This is a genomic window from Plantibacter sp. RU18, assembly GCF_050613355.1.
Taxonomy (GTDB): domain Bacteria; phylum Actinomycetota; class Actinomycetes; order Actinomycetales; family Microbacteriaceae; genus Plantibacter.
This window is the reverse complement of the sequence record NZ_CP159618.1, coordinates 3050778-3070174: the sequence shown is the minus strand read 5'-3', so window position 1 is coordinate 3070174 and position 19397 is coordinate 3050778. Positions and strand designations below refer to the sequence as shown.

The 19397-nt window shown below is 68.5% G+C and carries 17 protein-coding genes and 1 tRNA gene; 13 read left to right on the top strand and 5 right to left on the bottom strand.

Features of this window, described 5'->3' with window-relative positions; translation table 11 throughout:
- Nucleotides 1–8: 8 nt before the first annotated feature.
- Nucleotides 9–941 carry a dihydropteroate synthase gene (gene folP, locus ABMA10_RS14745; protein WP_347869432.1) on the bottom strand — a complete coding sequence of 311 codons (933 nt, stop codon included), beginning with the start codon at nucleotides 939–941 and terminating at the stop codon, nucleotides 9–11.
- Between the two features lie 125 nt (nucleotides 942–1066).
- On the opposite strand from folP, the gene mfd reads away from it, so the two are divergent.
- Both mfd and ABMA10_RS14735 read left to right on the top strand, forming a co-directional pair.
- Nucleotides 1067–4675 (top strand): transcription-repair coupling factor, encoded by a 3609-nt coding sequence (gene mfd, locus ABMA10_RS14740; RefSeq protein ID WP_347869431.1) that lies wholly within the window; start codon nucleotides 1067–1069, stop codon nucleotides 4673–4675.
- Nucleotides 4676–4763: 88 nt separating this feature from the next.
- The gene (locus tag ABMA10_RS14735) at nucleotides 4764–5696 is read left to right on the top strand and encodes an alpha/beta fold hydrolase (protein ID WP_431030653.1); all 933 of its coding nucleotides are present in this window, start codon (nucleotides 4764–4766) and stop codon (nucleotides 5694–5696) included.
- 47 nt (nucleotides 5697–5743) lie between these two features.
- Here the strand turns inward: ABMA10_RS14735 and ABMA10_RS14730 are convergent, their stop codons facing one another.
- The gene (locus tag ABMA10_RS14730; protein WP_347869429.1) at nucleotides 5744–6910 is read right to left on the bottom strand and encodes a Na+/H+ antiporter NhaA; all 1167 of its coding nucleotides are present in this window, start codon (nucleotides 6908–6910) and stop codon (nucleotides 5744–5746) included.
- Nucleotides 6911–7105: 195 nt separating this feature from the next.
- On the opposite strand from ABMA10_RS14730, the gene ABMA10_RS14725 reads away from it, so the two are divergent.
- From ABMA10_RS14725 to ABMA10_RS14680, 10 genes are all read left to right on the top strand, one after another.
- Entirely contained in the window at nucleotides 7106–8587 is a 1482-nt protein-coding gene (locus tag ABMA10_RS14725; RefSeq protein ID WP_347869428.1) for an aldehyde dehydrogenase family protein, read from the top strand.
- Nucleotides 8584–9240: a MazG family protein gene (locus ABMA10_RS14720; protein ID WP_347869427.1), complete on the top strand. Its 657-nt coding sequence runs from the start codon at nucleotides 8584–8586 to the stop codon at nucleotides 9238–9240. Before ABMA10_RS14725 ends, ABMA10_RS14720 begins: the two co-directional genes overlap by 4 nt.
- Before the next feature lie 41 nt (nucleotides 9241–9281).
- Nucleotides 9282–10589 (top strand): histidine--tRNA ligase, encoded by a 1308-nt coding sequence (hisS, locus tag ABMA10_RS14715; RefSeq protein WP_347869426.1) that lies wholly within the window; start codon nucleotides 9282–9284, stop codon nucleotides 10587–10589.
- A gap of 140 nt (nucleotides 10590–10729) precedes the next feature.
- On the top strand, nucleotides 10730–11728 hold the full coding sequence (locus tag ABMA10_RS14710) for an endonuclease/exonuclease/phosphatase family protein (protein ID WP_347869425.1): 999 nt from the start codon (nucleotides 10730–10732) through the stop codon (nucleotides 11726–11728).
- Nucleotides 11729–11830: 102 nt separating this feature from the next.
- Entirely contained in the window at nucleotides 11831–13111 is a 1281-nt protein-coding gene (gene eno, locus ABMA10_RS14705) for a phosphopyruvate hydratase (protein WP_347869424.1), read from the top strand.
- A 74-nt stretch (nucleotides 13112–13185) separates the two neighbouring features.
- Complete coding sequence (locus ABMA10_RS14700) at nucleotides 13186–14037, top strand: septum formation initiator family protein (RefSeq protein ID WP_347869423.1); 852 nt, start codon at nucleotides 13186–13188, stop codon at nucleotides 14035–14037.
- Nucleotides 14038–14075: 38 nt separating this feature from the next.
- Nucleotides 14076–14597 carry a DUF501 domain-containing protein gene (locus ABMA10_RS14695; RefSeq protein ID WP_347869422.1) on the top strand — a complete coding sequence of 174 codons (522 nt, stop codon included), beginning with the start codon at nucleotides 14076–14078 and terminating at the stop codon, nucleotides 14595–14597.
- 86 nt (nucleotides 14598–14683) lie between these two features.
- Nucleotides 14684–15940, top strand: a complete 1257-nt coding sequence (locus ABMA10_RS14690) for a S8 family peptidase (RefSeq protein WP_347869421.1) — start codon at nucleotides 14684–14686, stop codon at nucleotides 15938–15940.
- 66 nt (nucleotides 15941–16006) lie between these two features.
- Nucleotides 16007–17503, top strand: a complete 1497-nt coding sequence (locus ABMA10_RS14685) for an NAD(P)/FAD-dependent oxidoreductase (protein WP_431030652.1) — start codon at nucleotides 16007–16009, stop codon at nucleotides 17501–17503.
- A 107-nt stretch (nucleotides 17504–17610) separates the two neighbouring features.
- Nucleotides 17611–17684, top strand: a tRNA-Leu gene (locus ABMA10_RS14680).
- Between the two features lie 18 nt (nucleotides 17685–17702).
- Here ABMA10_RS14680 and ABMA10_RS14675 read toward each other — a convergent pair.
- Entirely contained in the window at nucleotides 17703–17900 is a 198-nt protein-coding gene (locus tag ABMA10_RS14675) for a hypothetical protein (protein ID WP_347869523.1), read from the bottom strand.
- On the bottom strand, nucleotides 17806–18477 hold the full coding sequence (locus ABMA10_RS14670) for a tyrosine-type recombinase/integrase (protein WP_347869419.1): 672 nt from the start codon (nucleotides 18475–18477) through the stop codon (nucleotides 17806–17808). The genes ABMA10_RS14675 and ABMA10_RS14670 overlap by 95 nt, the downstream gene beginning before the upstream one ends.
- Before the next feature lie 160 nt (nucleotides 18478–18637).
- Between ABMA10_RS14670 and ABMA10_RS14665 the strand changes: the two genes are divergently transcribed.
- Entirely contained in the window at nucleotides 18638–18970 is a 333-nt protein-coding gene (locus ABMA10_RS14665; RefSeq protein ID WP_347869418.1) for a hypothetical protein, read from the top strand.
- 107 nt (nucleotides 18971–19077) lie between these two features.
- Here ABMA10_RS14665 and ABMA10_RS14660 read toward each other — a convergent pair whose 3' ends face one another.
- Nucleotides 19078–19302, bottom strand: a complete 225-nt coding sequence (locus ABMA10_RS14660) for a DUF2188 domain-containing protein (RefSeq protein WP_431030651.1) — start codon at nucleotides 19300–19302, stop codon at nucleotides 19078–19080.
- Nucleotides 19303–19397: the final 95 nt, after the last annotated feature.

Below are 19397 nucleotides of genomic sequence, written 5' to 3'. Positions count from 1 at the left end.
GGGGTTGGTCAGAGGTTGTGGGTCGGGGAGACCGGTGCGCGGAAGCCGAGGATCGCCTCGGTCATCCGGACAGCGGCGAGCGACTCCGGAACAGCGTGCATGCGGACGATCCTGGCACCGAGCAGGATGCACGCGGTGGCCGCCGCAAGCGAGCCTTCGAGCCGTTCGGACTTCGGGCGATCGAGCGATTCGCCGATGAAGTCCTTGTTCGACACCGCGGCGAGCGTCGGCAGGCCGAGCGCCGCGATCTCGTCGAAGTGGCGCGTGAGCTCGAGCGTCTGGACGGTGTTCTTGTTGAGGTCGTGCCCCGGGTCGACCACGAGCCGCTCCTCCGGGATGCCGCGAGCGATGGCGAACTCGACGCGGCCCGCCAGGAACGCTGCGACCTCTCGGGCGACGTCGTCGTAGCGCGGACGCGGATGCGGCTGGCGCGGCCGCGCGAGGCTGTGCGTGATGACCAGGGTGGCGTCGCTCGCTGCGACGACGTCGGCCAGGCCCGGATCGTGGATGCCCGTGGTGTCGTTGATGACCGAGGCGCCCGCCGCGATGCACGCCGCTGCAACCTCCGGGCGGAAGGTGTCGACCGAGATGACCACGTCGCTGCGAGCGGCCAGCGCCCCGACGACCGGCAGGACGCGATCGAGCTCCTCCGAGACGGGGATCTCGGGGCCCGGGGCGAACTTCGCGCCGCCGATGTCGACCCAGTCCGCGCCCTGCTCTGCGGCTCGGACCGCTGCGTCGACGGCCCTGTCGAGTGAGAATGTGGCGCCCTGATCGAAGAACGAGTCCGGGGTGCGATTGATGATCGCCATCACGGCGACCTGTCGGGAGAAGTCGAACGTCCTCGCGCCGATACGACGGACGGGGAGCCGGATCGGCGGGAGCGCGAAGCCACGGACGGGCTGGGGGGCCTCCGCGGGCAGTCGTTCGGCGCGCGTCATGCCTCCATCATGGCGGCTGCGCGCGGCTTCCTCGGAGATCGGCATGCCGTCCGCAGTCGATTGACAGCGATCGACGGCTGACCGCTGCGGTCCGTGGTGTCGGTGGCTCGGCGTAGGCTGTCCCGGTGACGCTTCAGGGTTTGACTCACGCGCTTCGGCGCGCCGCAACGATCGACGACGCCCTCGCGTATGCGGGGAAGAGCGCCGACTTCTCGGTGATCGACGGGCTTCGTGCACCGCTCATCGCCGCACTGATCGACGAGCGCGCTCGGAACGGCGCGTCGAAGGCCGCACTCGTCGTCACCCCGACCGGTCGCGATTCAGAGCGCCTGCGCGCCGCGCTGACCGACCTGATGCCCGACGCCGAGATCGTCGAGTTCCCTGCCTGGGAGACGCTGCCCCACGAACGCCTGAGCCCGAGCGCCGAGATCGTCGGCCGACGCCTCGAGGCGCTGCGTTGCCTCGGCGCCTGGACGGGTGAACGGCCATTCCTCCTCGTCGCATCGGTGCGTGCCGCACTGCAGCCCGTCGCCGACAACCTGACGGACACCGCCCCGATCGAACTCGAGCAGGGCGGGCGCGGCCACGACCTCGCCGCGATCGCTCTGCGTCTCGTCGAGCTGGCCTACACCCGCGTGGACATGGTGTCGCGTCGCGGTGAGTTCGCGCTGCGCGGCGGCATTCTCGACGTCTTCCCGCCGGTGGCCGACCACCCGTACCGCATCGAGTTCTTCGGCGACGAGGTCGACGGCATCCGCGCGTTCTCGGTCGCAGATCAGCGCTCCCTGCCCGACCCGGTCGACGCGGTCAGACTGCCACCGAGCCGCGAACTCCTGCTCAGCCCGGCCGTGCGCCAGCGTGCCGCGGAGATGCAGCACGAGTTCCCGAGCCTCTCGGGCATCCTCGAGAAGATCGCCGAGGGCATCGCGGTGGAGGGCATGGAGTCACTCACCCCGGCGCTCGTCGATCGCCTCGTCCCGATCACCCACTACCTCCCGGACGGTGCGGCCGTCGCCGTCGTGTCACCGGAGCGCGTCGTCACCCGATCGATCAGCCTCGCCGAGACGAACCGAGAGTTCCTCGCCGCCGCCTGGAGCGCGGCCACGGTTGGCGCGAACGCCCCGATCGATCTCGCGTCGGGCGATTTCATCTCGCTCGGCGCCCTCAAGGACTCGGTGACGTTCAGCGCGCCGGGCGCGCCGGCTCCCGATCACCCGTGGTGGACCCTCAGCGGCTTCCGCTCGGGCCCGGACGTCGAAACACTGCCGGAGCACCTCGAACTCGACGAACTGCTCACGGTGAACGTCGGCGGTGAGACGGTCCCCACCTTCCACGGCAACGTCGAGGGAGCCATCGAGCACATCGCAGAACGTGTCCGTGCCGGCTGGGCAGTGGTGGTCGCGGCCCGCGGCGTCGGACTCGTCGAACGGGCTGCCGACGTCCTGGCCGAGCACGAGATCGCGGCACGCATCGTCGAGGAGCTCCCGGCGGCACCTGAGGCCGGTATCGCCTACCTGTTGCAGGCAGACGTCGAGGCGGGCTTCGAGCTCGCCGAGACGCGACTCATGCTCCTCAGCGAGACGGAGTTCTACGGCCGGACGGCAGGCTACGACTCCCGTCTCGTCAAGAAGCTGGCGACCCGTCGTAAGAACGTCGTCGACCCGATGCAACTGCGCTCCGGCGACTTCGTCGTCCATCAGACGCACGGCATCGGCAAGTTCATCGAGATGACCCAGCGCGAGGTCTCGAGCGGTGGTCGCAACCCCGTCAAGAGCACGCGCGAATACCTCGTGCTCGAGTATGCGCCGTCCAAGCGCGGTTACCCGGGTGACAAACTGCTCGTCCCGACAGACCAGCTCGACCTCCTCACCCGCTACGTCGGCGGCGAGGCTCCCCAGCTCAGCAGGATGGGCGGGAGCGACTGGTCGCAGGCGAAGAGCAAGGCACGGAAGGCCGTCCGCGACATCGCGGTCGAGCTCGTGAAGCTGTACTCGGCGCGGATGGCCTCGAAGGGCTACGCGTTCGGGCCAGACACCCCCTGGCAGCGTGAGCTGGAGGAGGCGTTCCCGTTTGCGGAGACGCCCGATCAGTTGCAGACGATCGACGAGGTCAAGGCCGACATGGAGCGCGAGATCCCGATGGACCGTCTGCTCTCCGGCGACGTCGGGTTCGGCAAGACCGAGGTCGCGGTGCGCGCTGCGTTCAAGGCGGTCCAGGACGGCAAGCAGGTCGCGATGCTCGTCCCGACGACCCTGCTCGTGAAGCAGCACTTCGAGACCTTCCAGGAGCGTTTCGCCGGCTTCCCCGTCCACCTGCGCCCGCTCAGCCGCTTCCAATCCGACAAGGAGGCGAAGGAGACGCTCGCCGGGCTGTCGGACGGCACGGTCGACGTCATCATCGGGACGCACCGTCTCCTGACCGACAAGGTGCAGTTCAAAGACCTCGGTCTCGTCATCATCGACGAGGAGCAGCGGTTCGGCGTCGAGCACAAGGACTCCCTGAAGAAGCTCAAGACCAACGTCGACATCCTGGCGATGAGCGCGACGCCCATCCCTCGCACCCTGGAGATGGCCGTGACCGGCATCCGCGAGATGTCGACGCTGGCGACGCCACCGGAGGACCGCCACCCGATCCTCTCGTTCGTCGGTCCGTACAACGACAAGCAGGTCTCGGCTGCCATTCGACGCGAGCTGCTGCGCGAGGGACAGATCTTCTTCGTGCACAACCGAGTCTCGTCGATCAACCGGGTGGCGGCGGACCTCGCCGAACTCGTCCCCGAGGCGCGCATCGCGATCGCGCACGGTCAGCTCGGGGAGGCGGCGCTCGAACAGGTCGTCGTCGACTTCTGGGAGCGCCGGTTCGACGTCCTGGTCTGCACGACCATCATCGAGACCGGACTCGACATCTCGAACGCGAACACGATCATCATCGATCGCGCCGACAAGTACGGCCTGAGCCAGCTGCATCAGCTCCGTGGCCGGGTCGGACGTGGCCGCGAGCGGGCCTACGCGTACTTCTTGTACGACGAGCACAAGCCCCTCTCTGAGACCGCACACGACCGCCTGTCCACGATCGCCGCCAACAACGAACTCGGAAGCGGCATGCAGGTCGCGTTGAAGGACCTCGAGATCCGCGGTGCCGGCAACATGCTCGGTGGCGAGCAGGCCGGCCATATCGCGGGGGTCGGTTTCGACCTCTACCTGCGCATGATCGGTGAGGCCGTCTCGACCTTCCGGGGCGACGTCGCAGAGGGACAGACCGAGCTCCGGCTGGAGCTGCCGGTCGACGCGCACATCCCCGAGGACTACGTCGACAGTGAGCGGCTCCGGCTCGAGGCGTACCAGAAGCTGTCGGCTGCCTCGGGGGCGAACGCGAAGGATGGTCAGATCGATCTCGTGATCGACGAGTTGACCGATCGCTACGGTGAGCCTCCTGCACAGGTGAGCACGCTCATCGCGGTGTCCCGCCTGCGCCAGCGTGCGCAGCGATCGGGGCTCAGCGACCTCATCGCTGTCGGCCCGAACCTGCGAGTCACCCCGGCGGACCTGCCCGACTCGATCCAGACGCGCCTGAGGCGGATGTACCCCGGCGCGAAGTACCTCGCGCAGACGAATGCCGTGATCGTTCCACTGCCGCGCGTCGGTGACGAACCGCTGGCCGACGCCGACCTCATCGCCTGGGTGCAGCAGTTCCTCACCGCGATCTACCCGTTGCCGGAGGCACCGACGTCCTAGACAGGAGGCAGCGGATGGGACCGTGGGACGACACGGTTCGGCACCCAGGGTCGATCCGACAGGTGTCGGTTCTTTCTAGCCTGGAGGTATGAAGAAGCTCCTCCGTATCGTCCTCACCGGTGTCGCCGCGCTTGTCGCGCTCGTGCTCGCCGGATTGCTCACCACCACCATCGTCAACACGGCCGCCAGCGCCTCGGAGGCCTCACGCATCGAGGACTACGGGCAGCGTGTCACGGTCGACGGGAAGCACATGAACGTCCTGGTCGAGGGGGACGGTGAGCAGACGATCGTGCTGCTCCCCGGATTCGGCACCGGCTCACCCGCGCTCGACTTCTCGCCGCTCATCGCGGAGTTGTCGCCGATGTACCGCGTCGTCGCGGTCGAACCCTTCGGGTATGGCCTGAGCGACCAGACGGACGTCCCTCGGACCACCTCGCACATCGTCGACGAGGTCCACGAAGCCGTGCAGGGACTCGGCATCGACGAGTACGTGCTCATGGGGCATTCGATCGCCGGGATCTACGCGCTGGAATACGTCGAGCGTTTCCGCGACGAGGTCACCGCGTTCGTCGGGATCGACAGCAGCGTCCCGGGGCAGCCGGGCATGGACGCGAACCTTCCGGTGGATGCGATGCGCGCCGCCAAAGCACTCGGGATCACCAGGGTCGTGACCGCGATGGCGGGTGATCCGTACGCTGATCTGCCGTACGACCAGGCGACCAGGGAGCAGCTCGGGATGATCTCGCTCCGCAACACCTCGAGCTCGACGTACTCGGACGAGATGTCGCGGATCGCCGCGAACTTCCGGGACGCACGAGGGAAGACCTTCCCCGCCGACCTGCCGGTACTGCTGTTCGTCCAGGCGGACAACCCCACCGTCGAGGGCTGGCTCCCGCTCCACGAGGAACAGGCTGCGAGCGTGGATCGCGGCGAGGTCGTGCCCCTCGACGCCGACCACTACCTCCACCACACCAAGTCGCCGGAGATCGCCGCCGCGGTCGAGCGGTTCCTCGGGCGATAGTCGGGCCCGTCGACTCATCGCGCTCGCCGAGGAGTCCTTCGGTGAGTTCAGGGAGCGGGGTCCACGTGTAGCGCACGCTCGCGGCGATGCTTCGCCGCGAGCGTGCTCACGAGCATGCCCGACAGGACGATCGAGATGCCGGAGCCGAGCAACACCGCGAGGGTCCCCTCGTTTCGGATCTCCGGTGTGCCGGCGAAGGCGAGTTCGTTCATGAGCAGGGAGACGGTGAAGCCGATCCCGCCGAGTGCTCCGGCGGCGAGCAGGCTGTGCAGGGAGATGTTCGGCTTCGACCCCTTCGGCCCGACGAAGGTCGACAGCCATCCACCGAGCCCGATCCCGATGATCTTGCCGACCGGCAGCGCGATGAGGATCGCCCAGAACGGTGCGCTCAACTCGGAGATCGGCAATTGCGGGATCGCGACGAGCGCGGCGGACAGCGCGAAGACGGGCAGCACGAACCCGTTGGTGAAGGGCTCGATCGTGTGGCGCAGGTGCATGGCCGGCCGATGCTTCATGACGAGGCCGAGGCCGACGCCGGCGATCGTCGCGTGGACGCCCGACTGGGACACCAGGCCCCAGGCGAGGAGGGCGAGGACCACCATGAGGATCGCTGCCGGAATCCTCCATCGTCCGCCGAGCAGCCGGCTCAGCAAGCCGAATCCGGCGATCACGACGGCCGCTGCGAGCAGCAGCATCAACTGCGGCTGCTCGGTGAAGAAGATCGCGATGATGATGATCGCGATGATGTCGTCGAGGATCGCGAGCGCCAGGAGGAACGTCCGCAGACGTGCGGGAAGCCCCTTACCGAAGATGGCGAGCACGCCGAGCGCGAAGGCGATGTCGGTCGCGGTGGGGATCGGCCAACCGCGCTCGAAACCCGAACCGTTCGTGACCAGGAGGAAGACCAGCGACGGGACGAGTACCCCGCCGACTGCCGCGATGGCCGGCCGGATCGCCTTGGACACGGTGTCGAGGTCGCCGGCGACGAGTTCGTGCTTGAGTTCGATCGCCGCGACGAAGAAGAAGATCGCCAACAGGCCGTCGCTGACCCAGTGCCCGATGGAGAGGTCGATCGCCGTCCCGGGGATGGCGAGGTGCGTGCTCTGCACGGCGAAGGCGGCTTCCGCGAGTGGGCTGTTCGCGATGATGAGGCCGATGACGGCGGCGATGAGCAGCAGGACCGCTGCCACCCGTTCGGATCGGACGATGCTCATTGGTGCTCCTGGTCTGCGCACAACGGTGGAGCGGTGCGCGGGGTCGTCGAGTTCTGTGCCGACCAGACTTCCCGGCTCACCTCCGACCATCGTAGCGGCCGCGTCCTGAACGGAAGCAGCTGGACGGGGGCCGGCGGCGGCACACGAGGGCGGTCGTATGCTGGTGCGCACAGCGACGTCGAGTTGGAGGAACCCATGGCGACCAGCACCCGGACCAAGCGCACGGCTGCGGAGGATGCAGCGGAGCGGAGTGCCGTCTCCGCACTCGCGTCGACGACGGTCGCCGCGCTCCGACAGACCTTCGACCGTGGGACGACGAAGCCGCTCGCGTGGCGTCTCCGTCAGCTGCGCGCTCTGAAGCGCTTGCTCGTCGAACGCGGTGGCGAGCTCGAGCAGGCGCTGTCGACAGACCTCGGGAAGAGCGGCACCGAGGCGCAGATCACCGAGATCGGTCTCCTCGTCGGCGAGATCGACCACGCGCTGAAGCACCTGCGCTCCTGGACGCGGCCCCGACGGGTAGCGGTGCCGCTCGCCCTCGCGCCGGCCTCGGCGTCCGTCGTGGCCGAACCCGTGGGGGTCGTGCTGGTCATCGGACCCTGGAACTATCCCGTGCAGCTCTGCCTCGGACCCGTCATCGGTGCGCTCGCAGCGGGGGATGCTGTGCTCCTCAAACCCAGCGAACTCGCGCCCGCGACGAGTGCAGCGCTCGCCCGACTGCTGCCCGAGTACCTCGACGACCGGGCAGTCGCGGTCCTCGAAGGCGATGTCGCCCTCGCGACAGCGTTGCTCGCCGAGCGCTTCGACCACATCTTCTACACCGGCGGAGCGGCCGTCGGACGAGTCGTCGCCCGCGCCGCGGCAGAGCATCTGACACCCATCACCCTCGAACTCGGAGGGAAGTCCCCGGTCTACGTCGACGACACCGTCGATCTCGCTGACGCGGCCAAGCGGATCGTGTGGGGCAAGCTCATGAATGCCGGACAGACCTGCGTCGCCCCCGACTACGTGCTCGCGACGCGCACTGTGGCGGACCGGCTCGTGCCGTACCTGCAGGACGCGATCACCGCTCTCTACGGACCGGATCCGGCCGGCAGCCCTGACTACGGGCGGATCGTCACGGACAAGCATTTCACGCGGGTCAGCGGCCTCCTCGAGGACCTCGACCCGGCGATCGGGGGCGAGCACGATGCTGCAGACCGGTACATCGCGCCAACGGTCGTGAACGGGGTGGACCCCGAGGCGCCCATCATGCACGAGGAGATCTTCGGGCCGATCCTGCCCATCCTGCACGTCAGTGGCCTTGAGCAGGCCATCGCGCACATCCGTGCCGGGGAGAAGCCGCTCGCCCTGTACGTCTTCAGCGACGACCGCGCGACGCGGAAGCGGTTCACCCGCGACACGTCCTCCGGTGCGCTCGCCTTCGGCGTCCCGGCCGCCCACCTCCTCGTGCCGGGGTTGCCGTTCGGCGGCGTCGGCGGGAGCGGGATGGGTGCGTACCACGGGCGGTACTCCTTCGACACGTTCAGCCATGCGAAGGCCGTGCTCGCGAAGCCGCTGTCCCCGGACACGCTCTCGCTGATCTACCCCCCGTTCACCGAGGTGCGCGACCGCATCGCACGTGTCATCGCGCGGACTCGGCGCGCGGATGGCCGGCCTGCTCGAGGGGGCCGAGCGTGAGCGCGGAGCCTGTCGGAGACACCGCGAGCGCGCGTCTCGTCGACGCGATGCGTCAGATCCGGGACCGGTGCGTGTGGACGCAGGGCATCGATCACGCGAGACTCGTCCCGTACCTCATCGAGGAGAGCTACGAACTCGTCGAGGCGGTCGAGGATGGCACCCGGGAGGAACTCGTCGAAGAACTCGGCGACGTCCTGTGGCAGGTCGTCTTCCACGCGGAGATCGCCTCCCGGGACCCTGAGGCACCCTTCGGCTTCGACGACGTCGCGGACGCGGTCACGCGCAAGATGGTGCACCGGCACCCGCACGTGTTCGGGGATGACGCGGCACCGACTCCCGAGGACGTCGTCCGGGTCTGGAACGCCGCCAAAGCGGAGGAGAAGGCGAGACGCAGGAGCGCGCTCGACGGGATCCCGCAGGCGATGCCGTCGCTCGCCCTGGCTGACAAGGTGCTCGGGCGTGCCGGGTCGGTCGACGTCCAGCCGCTCACGCGCGCCGACGGTGCTGCTGACGAGGAGGAGTTGGGGGAGCAGCTGCTCGCGATCGTCGCCGCGGCACGAGCGACAGGCCTCGACGCCGAGCGCGCCCTCCGCGGTGCCGTGCGGCGACTGAGCACGCGCATCCAGGACGCCGAGCGCGCTGGAGCCGCCTGAGCGCTCGCCAACCGGCCTCTGCGCCATGCCAGAATTGACGCATGGCAGCTCCAGTGACCCCGCCGCGCGGCATGCGTGATTTCCTCCCAGCAGACAAAGCCCGTCGGGAGCACGCCCTGGGCACCATCCGTCGTGTGTTCACCTCGCACGGCTTCGACGAGATCGAGACGCCGGTCGTCGAGGACTTCGACCGACTGCACTCGGGTCTCGGCGGCGACAACGAGAAGCTCGCCTTCAACATCCTGAAGCGGGGACTCAGTGCCGACGCGGTCGTCGCGGCGGCGGAGGACCAGGCCGAGCTGACCGACCTCGGCCTGCGCTTCGATCTCACGGTGCCGTTGGCGCGCTTCTACGCCTCGCACCGAGCGGAACTGCCTCCGGTGTTCCGCTCCATCCAGATCGCGCCGGTCTGGCGAGCCGAACGACCGCAGAAGGGGCGGTACCGGCAGTTCGTGCAGTGCGACATCGACATCATCGGCGAGGCCTCGAACCTGGCCGAGACCGAGCTCATCACGGCGACGCTCGCGACGCTCGCCGAGCTCGGCATCACGGGCTGCACTGTCCGCATCAACGACCGCCGTCTGCTCATCGGCATGCTCGACACGCTCGGCTTCCCGGCGGACGCCCACGCACAGGTGCTCATCACGATCGACAAGCTCGACAAGATCGGTCAGCAGGGCGTCGTCGCCGAGCTGCGCGATCGCGGGGTCGACGCGACGGCCGTCGATGCGCTCGAGGCCTTCTTCCGTCGTCCGCAGACGATGGAGTTCAACACCTTCGGCGAGCGCGCGATCCGCAAGGCGCTCCCGATCGGTGCCGACGACGCGGTCGTCGCAGAGCTCGACGCCCTCGGCAAGGCGGTCGCCGCGGCGAGCGCACTGCAGGGACAGCCCGCTGACCCGTTCGCGAACCCGCTCGTGTTCGACCCCTTCCTCGTGCGCGGCATGGGCTACTACACCGGCACGATCTTCGAGATCGCGCATCCCGATCTCGGCTACTCGCTCGGTGGTGGAGGCCGCTACGACGGCATGATCGGTCGCTTCCTCGGCCAGGACGTGCCGGCAGCGGGATTCTCCATCGGCTTCGAGCGCATCGTCGATCTCGTCGAGCTACCAGCCGGTGCGGCTGCGGACTCGGTCGTCCTCGTGCACGACCGGGACGTCTCGCCGGCCACGCTCGTCGCGATCAAGGCCCGCCTCGTCGCGGAGGGCCGTCGTGTGCGGCTCGAGGCCCGCGTCAAGAACCTCAAGGTGTTGCTCGAGCGGGTCACTGCGGCGGGCTTCGGCTCGTTCGCATTCGTCACCGCGGACTCGACGCCGGACGGCCTCGAGTTCAAGCCGCTCGACTGACGACCCGCGGTCTTCGGTTCGCGACCCGCGGCGCGCTTCCGAGCACCTGCCCAGCTCGTCGGGGGAGGATGGGGCATTCGGACGGACCACCCCACGAACGGCCCGCCCGGGTCCACCCCCGATCGAAACCGGTACCCTCGATGACCCTCACGGCTCCTGCCGCGCGCGCTCCTCGCGCATCGGAACCTTCGGGCGCCCGTCGGCGCCGTGTCAGCCGCGTGCGTCGGAAGGCGACGTCGCTGGCGCTCCTCGTCGGCATCCCGCTCGCCGTCCTCACCGCGGCGCACTCCCTCGTGCCCGACATCCTCGGCCTCGGACTGGTGTGGGACAACGCGTTGCCCTGGACGTGGGTCCTCCTCCCAGTGCTCATCGTCGTCGTGCTGGTCGCGCGCACGCCCGGCGCGTTCATCGGGCTCCTCGCGCCGAGTCTGGTGTGGGCCTTCATCTTCGGGCCGGGTATCGTGCCGCTCGGAGACTCCCGGGCCCAGGTCCCGTCCGACGCCTCGCTCACCGTGGCCAGCCAGAACCTCGGCCCTGCCGGCGATCCGACGGTCATCGCCGGCTCCCTTGCCGCGAGCGGCGCCGACCTCATCGCGCTCCAGGAGATCGAAGGCCACGACCGTGAGCCCCTCGCCGCGGTCCTCGACGCCGACTACCCCTATTCGGTCCTCACGGGCACCGTCGGCCTGTGGAGCCGCTATCCCATCGACGACTCCATCGGCTTGAAGCTGGGGCTCGACTGGTATCGCGCGATCAACGCCGTCGTCGACACGCCGTCCGGTGCGGTGAGCGTCTACGTGATCCACGCGGATTCCGCTCGACCGGCCGCCCATGCCGAGCGCGACGTCATGCTGCGCGAGCTCGCGGAGACGGTGGCGTCGAACTCCCGCGACCGCGTGGTGGTCATGGGCGACTTCAACGCCTCGGGTTCCGACCGTGCGCTCACCGCACTCCAGGCCGAGCTGACCGAACCGAACCAGAGCGAGGGCGGGCTCGGGCTCACCTGGCCGGCCGGCGCTCCGCTCATGCGCCTCGACCACGTCTTCGTGCGCGGCATGGTCGCGACGCACAACGCGGTCCTCGGCGACGAGGGCAGCGACCACCACGGCATCGTGTCGAGCTTCCGCCTCGACCGCTGAGCGGATCGGGCGCTCTGCAGCCGTCCATCCCGACTCACTAGACTGAGCGCGGACGGCCGTCGTACCCGTCCCATCTCACCAATCCCCACAAGGAGAACACACGTGGCACTCATCGAGGCAGTAGGCGCTCGCGAAATTCTTGACTCCCGTGGCAACCCGACCGTTGAGGTCGAGGTGCTCCTGGAGGACGGCACGGTCAGCCGTGCAGCCGTCCCGTCCGGCGCATCCACCGGTGCGTTCGAAGCATACGAGCTGCGCGACGGCGATGCCGCGCGCTACCTCGGCAAGGGTGTCGAGAAGGCCGTCGACGCCGTTCTCGACGAGATCGGCCCGGCGCTCGAGGGCATCGAGGCCGACGACCAGCGTCTCGTTGACCACACCATGATCGAGCTCGACGGCACCGAGAACAAGGGCCGCCTGGGTGCGAACGCCATCCTCGGCGCCAGCCTCGCAGTCGCTCGTGCTGCTGCCGACTCCGCAGACCTCTCGCTCTACCGGTACGTCGGCGGCGCCAACGCCCACGTGCTCCCGGTCCCGATGATGAACATCATCAACGGTGGTTCGCACGCCGACACCGGCGTCGACATCCAGGAGTTCATGATCCTCCCGATCGGCGCTCCGAGCTTCCGTGAGGCGCTCCGCTGGGGCACGGAGACCTACCACACGCTGAAGGGCCTGTTGAAGTCCAAGGGCTTCGCCACCGGCCTCGGCGACGAGGGTGGCTTCGCTCCCGACTTCGAGCACAACCGTGCAGCGCTCGACTTCATCGTCGAGGCCATCGAGAAGGCCGGCTTCACGGTCGGCACCGACATCGCGCTCGGTCTTGACGTCGCTTCGAGCGAGTTCTACCGCGAGGGCGCGTACCAGTTCGAGGGCAAGGCGCTGAACAGCACCGAGATGACCTCGTACTACGCCGACCTCGTCGCGAACTACCCGCTCATCACCATCGAGGACCCGCTGGCCGAGGACGACTGGGCGGGGTACGCCCACCTCACCCCCGAGCTGGGCTTGAAGGTGCAGATCGTCGGCGACGACCTCTTCGTCACCAACCCGAAGCGCCTCGCCGACGGCATCGCCAAGGGAGCGGCGAACTCGCTGCTCGTCAAGGTGAACCAGATCGGCACGCTCACCGAGACGCTCGACGCCGTCTCGCTGGCACAGCGCTCCGGCTACACCACGATCCTGTCGCACCGCTCCGGTGAGACCGAGGACACCACGATCGCCGACCTCGCGGTCGCGACGAACGCGGGCCAGATCAAGACCGGTGCGCCTGCACGGAGCGAGCGGGTCGCGAAGTACAATCAGTTGCTGAGGATCGAAGAGGAGCTGGGTCAGGCCGCCGTCTACGCCGGTCGCAGCGCCTTCCCGCGATTCACCGCTTAAGCATCGTCACCTGAAGGCTCTCAGGGGTGCCGATCGGCACCCCTGAGAGCCTTTGTCGCGTGCGGGAGGCGCCTGTGAAGAAGCCAACGATGCCGGCTGCGGGCGAACCGAAGCGGACGCCGGCGGGAGCCGACGGAGCGTCCGCGACCGGTACGAAGCGGCCCGCCACCCCGAAGCCGGAGAGCGTGCGCACGACGTCGTCGAAGGCGAAGGATCGGACGTCCGGTGCATCCCCGACGACGTCGAAGCGTGCTGACGCCACTGGAGCGAAGGGCGGGTCCGCGCCCGCGCGTTCGTCCGCCGGATCTGGCAGCGCCTCGAGTGGCGCGCCGGCGAGCACACGCACCGGTTCGACGCGCACGAGTTCGACCCGAACCGGTTCACCCCGCACCGGTTCGACCCGGACCGGTTCGACCCGGACCGCTTCGATCCGGACCGATGCCGGCGCCGCCGGATGGCTGCGGAGCCTCCGCCTCTCCGGGTTCAGCGTCCTGCTGCTCGGTATCCTCGTGCTCGGGGTCGTGGTGCTCGCGCCGAACCTCAAGACGTTCCTCGAGCAGCGACAGCAGATCGCAGCCCTCGAAGCCGGTGTCGCCGACACCCAGGCGAAGGTCGATGCGCAGACCATCGAGCGGGAGCGCTGGAACGACCAGAGCTACGTCATGACGCAGGCGCGCGACCGCCTGTTCTACGCGCTCCCAGGCGAGGTCAGCTACATCATCATCAACGACATCGACCCGGCCTCCCTCCCTGTCTCCGGCACTCCCGTGAGCGACACGCTCGTCGATTCGCAGTCCGACTGGCTCGACGGCCTGCTCTCCTCGCTCGTCGCCACCGGCTACTCGCCAGCACCGGTCGCGACCGATCCGCCTGACCCCGCACAGACTCCGCCGCCGACCGAGGCTCCGGTCCCGGCCGAGGGCTGACGTCGAGCGGTGTCCGTGTTCCCGGCGATAATGGAACCATGACCACCCCACCCTTCGGCCCCGTCTCCGAGCGCGACGTCGAGATCGTGTCGGCGCAGCTCGGGCGTCCGGCTCGCGACGTCGTCGGAATCGCGGCGCGCTGCGTCTGTGGCGCCCCGACGGTCGTGTCGACCGCACCCCGCCTGGCCGACGGTACGCCGTTCCCCACCTTCTACTACCTCACGCACCCCGCAGCGACGGCCGCGATGTCGTCCCTCGAGGCGACGCAGGTCATGGCCGAGTTCAGCGCACTGCTCGCCGAGGACGACGACATCCGCGAGGCATACGCCGCGGCGCACACCGTCTACCTCGCCGACCGCACGTCGATCGGCGAGGTCTCCGAGATCGATGGCATCTCCGCCGGCGGTATGCCCGTCCGCGTCAAATGTCTCCACGCCCTCGCCGGCCACGCGCTCGCCGCTGGTCCAGGTGTGAACCCGATTGGCGACCTCGCGCTCGAGCGCGCGAGCTGGAGTCCGGAGGTCTGCGCATGCGCCGACGGCCAGGTGGGTCAGGGATAGCCCCCGCACGCGACGGGGGTCGCACGCGGGGGAGTGCAGCAGCGGGAGGTCGTCCGGGCGATCGTCGGTCCGGGCGCCGACGAGGCGTGCCTGCGCTGTTCGGTGGGCTGCTCGCGGTCCTGCTGGTCGGTGCCCAGGCGTTGCCGGCGCACGCGGACACCGTCCGGGACATGCAGTACTGGTTGGGCGACTACGGGTTCACGACAGCATGGGAGACGACGAAGGGCGCCGGCGTCACGGTCGCGGTGATCGACACGGGGATCGCCGACGGCCCACCGGAGTTGAACGGCGCTGTGGCGGGCGGCATCGACGTGTCCGGGCTCGGCAGTTCCGACGGACGGAAGCCCGTCGGCGCGGAGGGCAGCGAGCACGGGACGCTCGTCGCCTCCATGATCGCCGGGCGCGGACGAGCGGGGGGTGCCGGAGTCATCGGGGTCGCTCCTGAGGCACGTCTGCTCTCCGTCTCGGTCGGATTCGGTTCAGACGGCTCCGCCATCGTGCCCTGGGACGACCAGATCGCCACTGCGGTGCGCTGGGCCGTCGACAACGGCGCGGACGTCATCAACATGTCACTCACGCGGAACAGCCTCGACTGGCCGGAGAGCTGGGACGACGCGTTCCTGTACGCCTTCGAGCACGATGTCGTCGTCGTGGCGGCCGCTGGTAACCGGGCAAGCGGGACGGTGGAGGTCGGTGCGCCGGCGACGATCCCCGGCGTCCTGACTGTCGCTGGTGTCGATCGCTCGGGCTCAGCGAGCTTCGACGCGTCGAGCCAGGGCATCACGATCGCCGTCGCCGCGCCGAGTGAGCAGCTCGTCGGCGTGACTCCGGCCGGTTCGTACGTCCAGTGGGCCGGGACGAGCGGAGCGGCGCCGATCGTCTCCGGCCTCGTCGCCCTCGTCCGATCCGCCTGGCCCGAGCTCAGTGCGGCCGATGCGATCGAGCGGGTGACAGCGACGGCGAAGCAGGTCGGCGACTCGGCGCAGAGCCCGATCTACGGTGCCGGGCTCATCGACGCGGCGGATGCGGTCACGGCATCCGTCGGTCCCGCGGCCACGACGCCGCAGGAGCAGCTGTCGGACTGGATCACGCTGTACCGGCGAGCGGAGCAGGCCCCCGATCCGGATCAGGGCTCGGTACAACCGCCGCCGACACAGGACCCCCTCCCGCCGGCGATCCCGCAGGGTGAGGCGGTCGAGGTCCGCGCCAACCCCTTCCTCCCGACGCCGGACACCCTGCTCTACGGCTCATTGCCGCTCGCGCTCCTGCTCGGAACTGGTACCCTGGTTTGGCTCGGTGTCATTGGCGCTACCAGGCATTTCAAGCGGGTGCTGCGGAGGTAGTACTCTGTTCCGATATTCTCAGATGCTCATCTGAACCAATCGTCTTGACGTAGGAGATCGTTCGCCGTGCCCAAAATTCTGATCGTCGGTGGTGGTTACGCCGGGTTCTACACCGCCTGGAAGCTTGAGAAGCAGCTTCGTCGCGGTGAGGCCGAAGTCACCATGGTCGACCCGCTGCCGTACATGACCTACCAGCCGTTCCTCCCCGAGGTCGCTGCCGGTTCCATCGAGCCGCGTCACGCAGTCGTCGCGCCGCGTCGTCACCTGAAGTCCACCAACGTCGTCACGGCGAAGGTCACCGGCATCAACCACGCCGAGAAGAAGGCCACGCTGACGCCAGAGGTCGGTGAGCCCTGGGAGGTCGACTACGACATCATCGTCGTCACCGCCGGCGCCGTCTCGCGCACCTTCCCGATCCCGGGTGTCGCCGACAACGCGATCGGCCTGAAGACCATCGAGGAAGCCGTCGCCATCCGCGACCGCGTGCTCTCCAACTTCGACAAGGCCGCGAACCTGCCGGCAGGTCCCGAGCGCGACCGCCTCCTCACCTTCACCGTTGTCGGTGGCGGCTTCGCAGGTATCGAGATCTTCGCGGAGCTCCGCTCCTTCGCGAGCTCGCTGCTGAAGTTCTACCCGCAGCTGGCCTTCGAGGACACGCACTTCCACCTCATCGAGGCCATGGGTCGCATCATGCCCGAGGTCAAGATCGAGACGAGCCATTGGGTCCTCAAGAACCTCGCCGAGCGTGGCGCGCTCGTGCACCTCGACACCCAGCTGCAGTCGGCCGTCGACGGCAAGATCGAGCTCTCCACCGGTGAGTCCTTCGAGTCCGACCTCATCGTCTGGACCGCTGGTGTCATGGCCAACCCGGGCGTCGTCCGTGGCGGCGACCTCCCGGTCGAGGAGCGCGGTCGCATCAAGACCCGTGCAGACCTCCGCGTCGGCACCGAGGACGAGATCGTCGAGGGCGCTTGGGCGGCCGGCGACGTGTCCGCGGTCCCCGACCTCACCGGTGGTGGCGTCGGCGGCTTCTGCGTTCCGAACGCTCAGCACGCCGTCCGCCAGGGCAAGCTGCTCGCGAAGAACATCACCGCGGTCCTCCGTGGCGAGACGCCGAAGAACTACTTCCACAAGAACGCCGGCGCCGTCGCAGGTCTCGGCATCGGCGTCGGTGTGTTCCAGTCCGGCAACATCGCGATCAAGGGCCTCCCAGCCTGGGTCGCCCACCGTGGCTACCACGGTCTGGCCATGCCGAGCTTCGAGCGCAAGTTCCGCGTCTTCGGTGGCTGGTGGAACAACTTCTGGCTCGGCCGCGACATCGTGTCGCTCTCGGCCACCCAGACGCCGCGTGAGGCCTTCGAGACGTACGCGTCGCGTCCGAAGCCCCCGGCTGAGGCTGCGGCTCCTGCCGCCGCTCCTGCGGCTCCTGCAGCTGCCGAGAAGCCCGCTCGCAAGGCTCCCGTCAAGCGCAAGCCGAAGGCGGCCGTGGCAGATGCTCCGTCTGGTGCCGAGCCTGAGCAGGCGTACGCCACTCCGGCTGAGGAAGCCGTCAGCACCAAGTAGTCCTGTTCGGAGCTCATCGCTCCGAGCATCGAGAGGCGCATGTCCCAGGGCATGCGCCTCTTGTCGTATCCGACGATGCGCCCGCCCGTCGATACGATGAAGTGCACGCCCCCGTAGCCCAATTGGCAGAGGCAGGCGACTTAAAATCGCCGCAGTGTGGGTTCGAACCCCACCGGGGGTACCCGGAAATGCCTTGAAATTACGCGGATTTGAGCGTCCGAACCGGTCTCCGTGACAACGGTTCGACAACAACCGTCTCCGCCTTCGCCTGATTCAGGGCGTCCGCAACGGCGTCGAGGTCGTCATCGAACAGGTCCGCGTAGGTGGCGAGAGTCATCGCGGCCGAGGCGTGACCGAGCATCCGCTGCACGGCCTTCACGTTCGCGCCGGCGCTGATCGCGAGGCTCGCCGCGGTGTGCCTGAGGTCGTGGATCGTGAGCGTGGGGGAACGCGGCGTCGGTGAGCTTCGCTCGAGCGATCGCGTTGACGAACCACCCGTCCCGGCTGTCGGGGGAGCGGAGGTGGCGATCGCCGTCGCCGAAGACGAGCTGTTCCGGGCGCTTGCCCGTGCACTCGGCGGCGAGCTGCTCGGCCAGGAACTCCGGGAACGGGACCGACCGCACTTCGTGCGTCTTCGGGCTGCCCACGACGATGCGGCCGCCGACGTTCACGGCGTTCTCGTTGACCGCCAGCCGCCGCCTCAGCGCGTCGACGTCGCGGACCGGAAGTCCGGTCGCTTCGCCCCATCGTAGGCCCGTGTACGCGAGCGTGTAGACCAACGATCTGCGGTCGCCGGCGCTATCGGCCAGGATCTGCACCTGCGTGTGCGTCAGGTAAACGCGGCGCTTCTTCGTCTTCCGGGGGAGCGAGACGCCGCGCGCCGGGTTCCGCGGGAGTTTTCGGTCGGTCACTGCGTCGTCGAGGATCCCGGCGAGCACGCCAGCCACGATCAACACGGGCGCGAAGGGCGGCATCCGGCAGCTGTTCACGCTGGACGAGGAGTGTCAGGTCGCCGGGAACGTCATCTCGCCCATCGACCCCGCTCGAGTAGTCACGATCGGGTACCTGTTCATCTGTACCGGGGCGCGCAACATCATCGGCCCGAACGTGATTCGTGGGCCGGTGAACCTGTACATGAACGCGTCTTCGCAGCAGTCGGTCACCCGTTCCAGCGGCGACGAGTTCCTTGTCACCGCAGGTGCCACACCCAACCTCGGCTGGGTCGACCGGTTCGCCACTGACCAGTTCGTCCTGGCGATGGCGGCCGCGACGAACGTGACCGGCTTCACTGGCGGTTGGGTCGGCCGGGAGGTCACGATTCGGTTCGGCAACACGAACGCGACACTCGTGCACTCTGGCTCGTTCATCTTGAAGGGCGCCGTGAACGCGACGCCGCCGTCGAACGGCTTCATGAAGTTCAAGGCCCTGTCCGCGACGACGTGGGCTGAGCTCTCCCGCAGCTTCTAGGCCCAGCTCGACGCCCCGTCCGGTGTCCGCTGCGGCGGCCCGGGCGGGATGTTCGTCGTTCGAGGGATAGTGTCGGTCGACCAGGGCGAGCCGACCGACACAAACGCCTAGCCCTTCGGCGGGCTGTCGTCGTTCCCGTAGGAGTTCTTCTCGCCGATCTGACCGTTCAGCTTCCGGATGGTGTGCTCGACGCCGCGATCTTGCGCCATCTGTCGGCCCTGTGCCTGCTGCTCGGCCTTCGTGCCGCCGGCGCTACTCGCGCGCTGGTTGCCCTCGACCTTCGACTTCCATGTGCCGTCCTCGTTGTACGTGGACACATCTCCTTTGGCCATGCTGTGCTCAATTCCTGTTCTAGGGTGAGCTCCCAAGTCGGGTGCCCGAGGTCAGTATGGGGACCATCTTCACCATCGTGGCGAACGCAACGCGA

What these genes read in the sequence shown, in the direction of transcription:
- ABMA10_RS14735 (WP_431030653.1), top strand. Translation starts at nt 4,764, where the DNA reads ATGAAGAAGCTCCTCCGTATCGTCCTCACCGGTGTCGCCGCGCTTGTC.
- ABMA10_RS14725 (WP_347869428.1), top strand. Translation starts at nt 7,106, where the DNA reads ATGGCGACCAGCACCCGGACCAAGCGCACGGCTGCGGAGGATGCAGCG.
- ABMA10_RS14660 (WP_431030651.1), bottom strand. Translation starts at nt 19,302, where the DNA reads ATGGCCAAAGGAGATGTGTCCACGTACAACGAGGACGGCACATGGAAG.
- ABMA10_RS14665 (WP_347869418.1), top strand. Translation starts at nt 18,638, where the DNA reads ATGAACGCGTCTTCGCAGCAGTCGGTCACCCGTTCCAGCGGCGACGAG.
- ABMA10_RS14695 (WP_347869422.1), top strand. Translation starts at nt 14,076, where the DNA reads ATGACCACCCCACCCTTCGGCCCCGTCTCCGAGCGCGACGTCGAGATC.
- ABMA10_RS14730 (WP_347869429.1), bottom strand. Translation starts at nt 6,910, where the DNA reads ATGAGCATCGTCCGATCCGAACGGGTGGCAGCGGTCCTGCTGCTCATC.
- ABMA10_RS14670 (WP_347869419.1), bottom strand. Translation starts at nt 18,477, where the DNA reads ATGCCGCCCTTCGCGCCCGTGTTGATCGTGGCTGGCGTGCTCGCCGGG.
- hisS (WP_347869426.1), top strand. Translation starts at nt 9,282, where the DNA reads ATGGCAGCTCCAGTGACCCCGCCGCGCGGCATGCGTGATTTCCTCCCA.
- folP (WP_347869432.1), bottom strand. Translation starts at nt 941, where the DNA reads ATGACGCGCGCCGAACGACTGCCCGCGGAGGCCCCCCAGCCCGTCCGT.
- ABMA10_RS14710 (WP_347869425.1), top strand. Translation starts at nt 10,730, where the DNA reads ATGACCCTCACGGCTCCTGCCGCGCGCGCTCCTCGCGCATCGGAACCT.